The organism is Caldivirga sp. UBA161 (assembly GCF_002506515.1).
Taxonomy (GTDB): Archaea; Thermoproteota; Thermoprotei; order Thermoproteales; family Thermocladiaceae; genus Caldivirga.
Genome location: NZ_DAXS01000072.1, coordinates 1 through 8,061 on the forward strand (window position 1 = coordinate 1; position 8,061 = coordinate 8,061).

Annotated in this window: 10 protein-coding genes; 5 read left to right on the forward strand and 5 right to left on the reverse strand. The window is 41.7% G+C overall.

The window, feature by feature from the left end; translation table 11 throughout:
- Positions 1-132: 132 nt before the first annotated feature.
- Positions 133-285: a zinc ribbon domain-containing protein gene (locus tag BP896_RS08430; RefSeq protein ID WP_291767507.1), complete on the reverse strand. Its 153-nt coding sequence runs from the start codon at positions 283-285 to the stop codon at positions 133-135.
- A 254-nt stretch (positions 286-539) separates the two neighbouring features.
- Between BP896_RS08430 and BP896_RS08435 the strand changes: the two genes are divergently transcribed.
- Positions 540-1,091, forward strand: coding sequence for a hypothetical protein (locus BP896_RS08435; protein ID WP_291767509.1), 552 nt, complete (start codon positions 540-542; stop codon positions 1,089-1,091).
- On the opposite strand, the gene cdd is transcribed toward BP896_RS08435, so the two are convergent.
- Both cdd and BP896_RS08445 read right to left on the reverse strand, forming a co-directional pair.
- Positions 1,066-1,458, reverse strand: a complete 393-nt coding sequence (gene cdd / locus BP896_RS08440; protein ID WP_291767511.1) for a cytidine deaminase — start codon at positions 1,456-1,458, stop codon at positions 1,066-1,068. The two genes, BP896_RS08435 and cdd, sit on opposite strands and share 26 nt — an antisense overlap.
- Before the next feature lie 40 nt (positions 1,459-1,498).
- Positions 1,499-2,794 carry an MFS transporter gene (locus tag BP896_RS08445; protein ID WP_291767512.1) on the reverse strand — a complete coding sequence of 432 codons (1,296 nt, stop codon included), beginning with the start codon at positions 2,792-2,794 and terminating at the stop codon, positions 1,499-1,501.
- Between the two features lie 156 nt (positions 2,795-2,950).
- Between BP896_RS08445 and rpiA the strand changes: the two genes are divergently transcribed.
- Positions 2,951-3,640 carry a ribose-5-phosphate isomerase RpiA gene (gene rpiA, locus BP896_RS08450; RefSeq protein WP_291767514.1) on the forward strand — a complete coding sequence of 230 codons (690 nt, stop codon included), beginning with the start codon at positions 2,951-2,953 and terminating at the stop codon, positions 3,638-3,640.
- Positions 3,641-3,686: 46 nt separating this feature from the next.
- Positions 3,687-4,247, forward strand: coding sequence for a UbiX family flavin prenyltransferase (locus tag BP896_RS08455; RefSeq protein WP_291767515.1), 561 nt, complete (start codon positions 3,687-3,689; stop codon positions 4,245-4,247).
- Here the strand turns inward: BP896_RS08455 and BP896_RS08460 are convergent, their stop codons facing one another.
- The gene (locus BP896_RS08460) at positions 4,248-4,814 is read right to left on the reverse strand and encodes a phosphoribosyltransferase (RefSeq protein WP_291767517.1); all 567 of its coding nucleotides are present in this window, start codon (positions 4,812-4,814) and stop codon (positions 4,248-4,250) included.
- 127 nt (positions 4,815-4,941) lie between these two features.
- Between BP896_RS08460 and BP896_RS08465 the strand changes: the two genes are divergently transcribed.
- Together BP896_RS08465 and aspS are read left to right on the forward strand one after the other, a co-directional pair.
- Positions 4,942-5,475, forward strand: a complete 534-nt coding sequence (locus BP896_RS08465) for a DUF309 domain-containing protein (RefSeq protein ID WP_291767519.1) — start codon at positions 4,942-4,944, stop codon at positions 5,473-5,475.
- A 31-nt stretch (positions 5,476-5,506) separates the two neighbouring features.
- Positions 5,507-6,799, forward strand: a complete 1,293-nt coding sequence (aspS, locus tag BP896_RS08470; protein WP_291767520.1) for an aspartate--tRNA(Asn) ligase — start codon at positions 5,507-5,509, stop codon at positions 6,797-6,799.
- Positions 6,800-6,885: 86 nt separating this feature from the next.
- On the opposite strand, the gene BP896_RS08475 is transcribed toward aspS, so the two are convergent.
- Positions 6,886-7,962, reverse strand: a complete 1,077-nt coding sequence (locus tag BP896_RS08475; protein ID WP_291767522.1) for a Gfo/Idh/MocA family protein — start codon at positions 7,960-7,962, stop codon at positions 6,886-6,888.
- Between the last annotated feature and the right edge of the window lie 99 nt (positions 7,963-8,061).

The window sequence follows — 8,061 nt, forward strand, 5'->3', positions numbered from 1 at the left end:
CCTATCTTAGGGGGTTATGTTGGGGGTCTTAGGTGCTGGTTCTCCGGTAGGGTTTAATACTGTTTGTAGCCACGTGGTGGCTCATTATCTTACCTTTCAGTATTACTATGTATCTCACCTTCTTGGTTATGTTTAACATACGTAGAGTTCCCTATGTATTCCACCGCAAATACTACATGCTTTGGACATATAGGGTTCATTAACTAATTGAACCCTAATCCCATACTCCTCAAGAACATCAACTAACCACCTAGTGATAACCGAACCGCAAGCTTCACCATTCATGGTGGAGTAAAGCCTTTAAAGTAAAAATCCATTATCCAGTAACCCCATTAAAGGAGGATAACTCCCAAAACTTCAGAGAAACTTCACCCATTAAGGATGGTGAGAGGATCAGCAACTTACCCTGCTTCCCCACCTAATTCCACCAGCAAACTTAAATAACTTCCACACAATCCCACACTAAAGAATGAGGCTTTAGGTCATTATGTAATGCTTACCTTAAAGAATTATAAATAGATTTACTTAGCCCCCCTTATATGCATCAGTATCCAGTAGCCTTAATTCATGGTTCGAGGGATCCTGAATACATTAATGATGTTGATTCATTCTTCAAGAGGATTGGCATTGGTTACATCTTTCTTCTAGGGCGTGATGAAGGCATTATACCTGGGTCATTTCCTCTCTTCCTGAATTGGGGTAAGGATTATGAAAATGCGTTAAGGTTTACTGATCATAGGCTTAATCCATTACTAGGTATTGGGGGATTCATTAATGAACTTAAGATGCATATACCTAAAACAATAATAATGCATGGCTCCAGTGATATTGAGGCTCTTAGGGGTATTGGGGTGCTTAAGGATGCTGGCTTTGAGGTTAGGCTCCTTAATGGTGAACCCAGTGTATACACCATGGATTGTTCAAGTGAGGCTTACTTACTATTCCTCTTCAAGGGTATTATCGTTAGGAAGGCTACAGAGGTCATTAAGGCTAAGTGCCCTCTGATTAAATTAAGCGGCCCCTTATCTTTAGAGCCTTGGTTTCCGGATTTAATCCTTAGGATTCTTAAGTCTCATGGTATTTTAGATTGAAAGGCCTTGGTAAGAGTTCACTTAACTTAAACCTTTTAACACCACTCCGTGAAGCAACGTAAACTTCCTCAACATTAAACTCAGCCATAACCTGTAGGCAGGCGCCGCAGGGGTATATTTCATCATGGTTAGAGACCACTACAACAGCCTTAATTCTCCTATAACCCTCCGTGACGGCCCTAAATACTGCAACCCTCTCCGCACATATTGTTAACCCATATGATGAATTCTCAACATTAACACCTGGGAACATTTTGCCATCACTGGTTATAGCCACTGATGCAACCTTAATCCCTGAGTAGGGGGAGTATGAGTTACTTAGGTATGATTCAGCCATTTTAATAGCCCTATTAACCTCCTCATCCATGATTATTTTAAGAAGTAACTATATTTAAGCATATTAATTACTATTGCAGTTCAATACCCTTGGTTTCGCTCGATAATAATGCTGATGCAAATATCATAACTTCACCAATTATTACGAATAAGCCCCAGTAAATGTAAAAGCTTGAATCACTTATTGCCGAAATAAGCAGTAGGAATACTGTACTCCAATTACCCACAATAAAGCCTCCATTAAATGAGAAGCCCACCCCCGTGCTCCTAACATCAGTCTGAAACTTTTCAGATAAATAGGACGGTATAACACCGTATATTCCCGTTGTTAAGAAGGCAAGTAGGCTGGCTAAGGCCATTGTGCCGTAGAATCCGTATGCATGCTTAAGTATCAAGTACGTTAATGGTACAGCTAACACTATTGCAGTTACTGAGAATATTATCATCGTTAACCTCCTTCCAATGATATCACTAATGAAGCCTGATATTAAGTAACCCACCAGTGATATTAATATTGCAACTATTACCACGTATAGGAAGTATGGGAATTTTAGGAAATTATGGTACGATAACACTGTTGGGTAAAAGCCCAGTGTTAATCCATAAACCCAAGCTATACCTGTCATAGCTAATATGCCAGTTAAGGCACCAAGCCTATATATTGGATTCCTAAGTATTGTAGTGAAGGGGGCCTTATTAACACCCCTCTCCCTATTAACCCTCTCCCACATTATTGATTCAGGCATTGAAAGCCTCACAATTAAGCCAATTAACGCTGGAATAACCCCTATCCAAAACATCCACCTCCACCCAAGCTGAATGAATGATGATGCTGGAATTACGTAATGCAAACCCAAGTATACTAGAGCCGCTAAAGTGTAGCCTATCGGGTAGCCGATTTGAAGTAAGGCACCCCACATACCCCTCCGCTCCCTGTTAACCGACTCAACCAGTATGGCAGCGCTATTACCGTATTCGCCTCCAGCGAATGTACCAGTTATTATCCTGAATATGAAAAGTAGTATGGGGGCCAATATACCGACTTGCTCATATGTGGGTAGGAAACCTGTGGCGAAGACTATTATGCCAAGGCCGCTTAATGTTATAACCATAGTATTCCTTCTACCAATTCTATCCCCAAGCCTACCAAAAATAACACCACCAATAGGCCTGAAGACGAAGGTTGTCGTGTATATACTCCAAGTACCAACTATTGCCAATCCATACTTTGCTGGGAAGAATACGCCAGCCATAATAGGCACTAGGAGGAACATCATGCTTAAGTCAAAGGCATCCATTATCCAACCAGCCAAGGAACCAAGGTAAACCCTCCTAGTTATGGTAACTTCCCTAACTTGATTACTCATGGCGGGCTCCTGCCTAGATTACTTTAAAGCCTTTTCGTAATTTTCCAAGAGGTATGAATTATAAATAAACAGCTAAATGCGCATTTAGGGTAATTAAAATGATGTTAATCACCACGTAGGCTTCCACTTTTAAAAGTCTAGCACCTGATTCCTCATATGGATCCTAAATTGGCGGCGGCTAAGGCTGCACTTAAGTATGTTAGGAGTGGGTATGTGGTTGGTGTTGGTTCAGGTTCAACAGCCCTAATGTTCTTAACTGAGTTAGCTAAGGCCATTAAAGGGGGTGAATTATCGGGTGTTAGGCTTATTGCAACATCAACTGAGACCGAGTATGAGATTGTTAGGCTTGGCCTCGGCGACCTACTTAGGTATCCTTGGCAGGTGGGCCATATTGATGTGGCCGTTGATGGGGCTGATGAGGTTGATAGGGGCAGGAACTTAATTAAAGGTGGGGGTGGTGCATTAACTAGGGAGAAGATAATCGATTATTGGGCTAGTGAATTCATAGTAATAGTTGATGAATCTAAACTAGTAGATAAAGTACCCAGCACGCACCCAATACCAGTGGAGGTGGTGCCATATGCATGGCCATTGGTTAAGGCTAGGCTTGAGGGGGATTATGGTGGCTCAGCGGAGTTAAGGTACTCCTCAGGGAAGAGGGGGCCAGTGATTACTGATAATGGTAATTACATTATTGACTACAAGCCTAAATCAATGATAGATCCCAGGGAAGGTGAGAGGATAATTAAGTGCATTCCAGGGATTGTTGAGGTTGGCTTATTTAGTGGGCTTAAGGTCACTAAGGTGATTGTAGGTAAACGAGATGGTTCAGTTAATGAATTTTAAGTGAAGTTAACCACATAGTTAAATACAGGCCGCTGGATATAGGATTATGAGGAGGATTGTGGTAGCTGTAACGGGTGCTTCAGGTGTAATATATGGTCTTAGGCTCCTTGAATCCCTTAGAAGGATTAATGATGTGGAGGTTCACCTAGTGGTCTCCAAGTCTGCCTCAAAGGTTCTTCAACATGAGCTAGGTTTAAGTATAAGTGAGTTAGCTAAACTGGCTCATAGGGCTTATAATGATGATGAACTTGATGCACCAATAGCCAGTGGTTCATTTAACTTTCAAGCAATGTCAATAGTACCCTGTTCAATGAAGACCCTTGCAGCCATAGCCCATGGTTACACATCCAATTTAATCACCAGGGCGGCTGATGTTGCGCTTAAGGAGAGGAGGAGGTTAATACTATTGATTAGGGAAGCCCCCTATAGCCTGATTCACATAAGAAACATGGAATTGGTCACTCAGGCTGGTGCAATAGTAATGCCAGCTAGCCCACCATTCTATGGTAAGCCGAAGACAATAGATGACTTAATCAATGCAGTGGTGGGTAGGGTGATGGCCCTCATGGGTATTGATAATGACCTTTACCCAGTATGGGGTAGTTAATTACTTAGTATTGGTTGGAATATTATGAATTAGGTTCCTTATCTTAGCCACAATACTGTTATTCTTAGCCTCCCCTAACGCTGCGTCAAACCTATTACCAAGTTCCCTGATTGTTTCACCAAGTTCCCAGGGGAATATTATCCAGGCAGTAGCCTCCTCAGCATAGTAGTCGGGCTTAAACCTTGTCCAAGGCTTAATCATCAGTGTAACAGTCTTAATCTCCATGGCGCCCTGCTCCTTAAGGTAATTGTAGGCAGTTAATAGTGTTGTGCCTGTGTCTGAAACATCATCAACAAGCAGCACTCTTAAGCCCTTAACACTAACCGGCAGTGGTTGAGCTATCTTAGCCTCCTCTCCTCGATTATTAATACCCTTGTATAGTTTAACCTCTATGGAGGTCATATTACCTATTCCAAGTATGTCTTCAATTATTTTAGCTATTACAACACCGCCCCTAGCTACCCCCACTACTATGTTAGGCCGATAGTTATCTCTCACTATTGATTCAGACACCTTAATGGTTAAATCCATTATGTCATCCCACGACAAATACTTGAATTCTACCATTAAATTCATTTTACTTAACCCCTTATAAACCTTACTCTCCCAATACCCTAATGCATATTAAGTTAGGTTTAGGTAAGGACGCTATGTATTAAATATAACCTATAAGGGGTTAATTTTTAATTCACCTATGAGGATTTTGGCCCATGCACGTAATTCAAGAGGATACGAGCCTAAGGATAGAATTAGGTTAATGGCTCTCCTAAGGAGTTTAGGCTTAAGTATAATTAATGTTAGGGTGGCTTCAAATCACATTGAGGTTGACGCCAACACTAACGATGTGAATGAATTATCCTCAGTAGTAAGTGGGGTTATTGGGCCAATTTTAGCAGTGGTTAATATAAGTGGTGTTAATGAGGTTAGTAATCCATTCAAAGCCTTCGTGAGCCTATTTAATGAGGAGAGATTTTGGGAGGCTCATGAGGTTCTTGAACCAACCTGGAGAGTAAGTAGAGATACTAATGTTCAAGGATTAATAGTTGCTGCTGCATCCTTCGTTAAGATTCAGGAGAATTACATTGAATCCTTCCTTAAGTTGGCTAAAAGAGCATTAAGCATGATAACGCTTAATCAAGTTGGCTGCGTTGATGCATTAGGCTTTAGGGAGGGGTTAAGGGTATCGTTGAGCGCCCTCAAGCCCTTTAAGGCTAGGTGCATTGCTTAAAGACTTAAATACACGGACAAGACCACTTAACGTGGCTATTTACAGGAAGACTCATTGGGCCAGTGAGATTAAACCTGAACTGGATGGTAAGGAGGTTACATTATCAGGCTGGGTCTGGGAGATTAGGGATGTGGGTAGGATAAAGTTCATAATGCTGAGGGATAGGGAAGGCATTGTTCAAGTTACGGTTAAGCGTTCATTAGTCAATGATGAAACTTGGGATACAGTCTCTAGGCTTTCTAAGGAGGATGTAGTGAGTGTTAGAGGTATTGTTAGGGCAAGTAAGGTAGCTAAGGCTGGCGTGGAGGTTGAGCCCATTGAGGTTAAGTTACTTAATAAGGCTAATCCGCTCCCAATAGACATTTGGGGTAATGTTGATGAGACTATACTTGACTTAAGACTAAGATACAGGACGGTTGACCTTAAACGCAGAAGTAATGTAGTATTATTCAAGGCTTTAAGCGAGGTTGTTAAAGCAATGCGCACAACACTCTACGGCTACGGCTTTATAGAGGTGTTTACACCTAAGATAATAGCAACAAGCACAGAGGGTGGTGCTGAATTATTTCCTGTACAGTACTTTGAGCGCACCGCCTACCTGGCTCAAAGCCCACAATTATATAAGGAGGAGTTAACGGCTAGCCTGGAGAGGGTTTTTGAAATTGGCCCAGCCTACAGGGCTGAGAAGCATGACACCACCTACCATGTTAATGAATTCATATCAGTTGACGTTGAGGCAGCCTTCATGAATTACAGGGACGTTATGGGTATTCTTGAGGATGTAGTAGTGGAGTCATATAAGGCTGTAGTAGGCTTATTAAGTCAAATAGGCCGGGAGGTAAGGGTACCATCTAAGCCCTTCAAGGTAATTACTTACGATGATGCGTTAAGTATGCTTGATAAGGAGGGGATTAAGATTAAGTGGGGTGATGATGTGCCCAAGGAGGGGTTAGAGACCTTAAGTAGGTTAATTGGAGAACCATTCTTCATAATTCACTTCCCCACAATGCTTAGGGCATTTTACACAAAGCCCATTGAGGGTGATGAATCTAGGAGTGAGTCCTTTGACTTAATTATAGATGGTATGGAGGTTACTTCAGGTTCCACGAGAATACATGATAGGAGTGAGCTTGAAAAAGCAATGAGGGCTAGGGGCCTTAACCCAGATAACTTCTCAGCACACTTGGAGATTTATAGCTGGGGTATGCCTCCTCATGCTGGTTGGGGTCTTGGACTCTACAGGCTAATGATGGTTATGGCCGGCGTCAAGAACATTAGGGAAGTAATACTATTCCCAAGGGATAGGTATAGGTTAATGCCTTAATTCTCATCCTTAATGGGCCATCCAGTAAGTTTAACATCACTGGGAATAATGCCTAATATGCATTTAATAGCATGGTTTAAATACCACTAAACCTCAGGTATTGTAATCCTAACTTCACTACCCTTGCTTGCTGATTCGTATATTGCATCTATTATTGAGTGAATTATTATGCTTTGATAACCTGTTATTGGTGGTTCCTTATTCTGGACTACAGATTCTATGAAGGCCTTAACCATCTCAAGAGGCATATCCACATTACCCAGTATTGGTTTCGTATCGTATAGGAAATTACTAGTCCTACTGTGTAGGCTCATTTCAGTAATTGCTTCATGACCCTTACCCTCTAATCCACCTTTATCACCAAGTACCCTATAAACCCCTACTTCACCCACGTGTGATACGTTAGCGGCCCAACCAACCTCAATAATCATTGATGCACCGTTCTCAAACCTAATAAAGCCTACTGCATAATCCTCAAGTTCGAACTTGCTTGGATCCCATGAACCCCAATTAAACTTAACCTCCTCAGGATTCCTACCAAACTTAGTGTATGTTGCTCCACTAGCTGTAATTGGCTTAGGGAATCCTAATAGGGATAGTAGGTTATCCAGTATGTAACAGCCTATATCAAGTAAAGCACCCCTACCACCTGATAATTCCTTATCAATGAATGTTGGTACACCTGGAATACCTCTCCTCCTAACCAGGTAACCGTAAGCTAAGTATGGTTCACCAACCATACCTAGGTTCATTGCCTCAGCGCCAAACTTAAGGGCTTGAGAAAACCTGGACCAGTAGCCAATCATGAGTATTTTACCCTTAGCCTTAGCGGTCCTAACAACGTCAGTTACCTCATTTAAATTAGCCCCAAGTGGCTTATCAACGAGGACATGAACACCCTTACTTAAAACCTCCTTAGCAATCCTGGCATGAAGGCCAGTGGGCGTTACTATACTGACTGCATCAGGATTCTCCTTCTCAATCATCTCAAGGTAATCCGTGTAATACTTAACCTTAAACTCATTACCAACCGCCTCCGCCCTCTTAGGATTAATATCAGCAACAGCCACAACTTCAACATTAGGCAGCTTAGTGTAAGGTATTAAGTGCCTACCCCTACCATGACCCCCAACACCGATTACCCCAACCCTAACCTTCTCCATGAATTTAGGGGGACTAGCCTATTTTTTAAGTATAGTTTACTTGCTGCATGATTTAGCTAATTCTCTATAGATTATTTAATTTTTATTCTATGTATATTC

What these genes read in the sequence shown, in the direction of transcription:
- BP896_RS08465 (WP_291767519.1), top strand. Translation starts at nt 4,942, where the DNA reads ATGAGGATTTTGGCCCATGCACGTAATTCAAGAGGATACGAGCCTAAG.
- BP896_RS08430 (WP_291767507.1), bottom strand. Translation starts at nt 285, where the DNA reads ATGAATGGTGAAGCTTGCGGTTCGGTTATCACTAGGTGGTTAGTTGAT.
- cdd (WP_291767511.1), bottom strand. Translation starts at nt 1,458, where the DNA reads ATGGATGAGGAGGTTAATAGGGCTATTAAAATGGCTGAATCATACCTA.
- BP896_RS08435 (WP_291767509.1), top strand. Translation starts at nt 540, where the DNA reads ATGCATCAGTATCCAGTAGCCTTAATTCATGGTTCGAGGGATCCTGAA.
- BP896_RS08475 (WP_291767522.1), bottom strand. Translation starts at nt 7,962, where the DNA reads ATGGAGAAGGTTAGGGTTGGGGTAATCGGTGTTGGGGGTCATGGTAGG.
- BP896_RS08460 (WP_291767517.1), bottom strand. Translation starts at nt 4,814, where the DNA reads ATGGTAGAATTCAAGTATTTGTCGTGGGATGACATAATGGATTTAACC.
- BP896_RS08455 (WP_291767515.1), top strand. Translation starts at nt 3,687, where the DNA reads ATGAGGAGGATTGTGGTAGCTGTAACGGGTGCTTCAGGTGTAATATAT.
- rpiA (WP_291767514.1), top strand. Translation starts at nt 2,951, where the DNA reads ATGGATCCTAAATTGGCGGCGGCTAAGGCTGCACTTAAGTATGTTAGG.
- BP896_RS08445 (WP_291767512.1), bottom strand. Translation starts at nt 2,794, where the DNA reads ATGAGTAATCAAGTTAGGGAAGTTACCATAACTAGGAGGGTTTACCTT.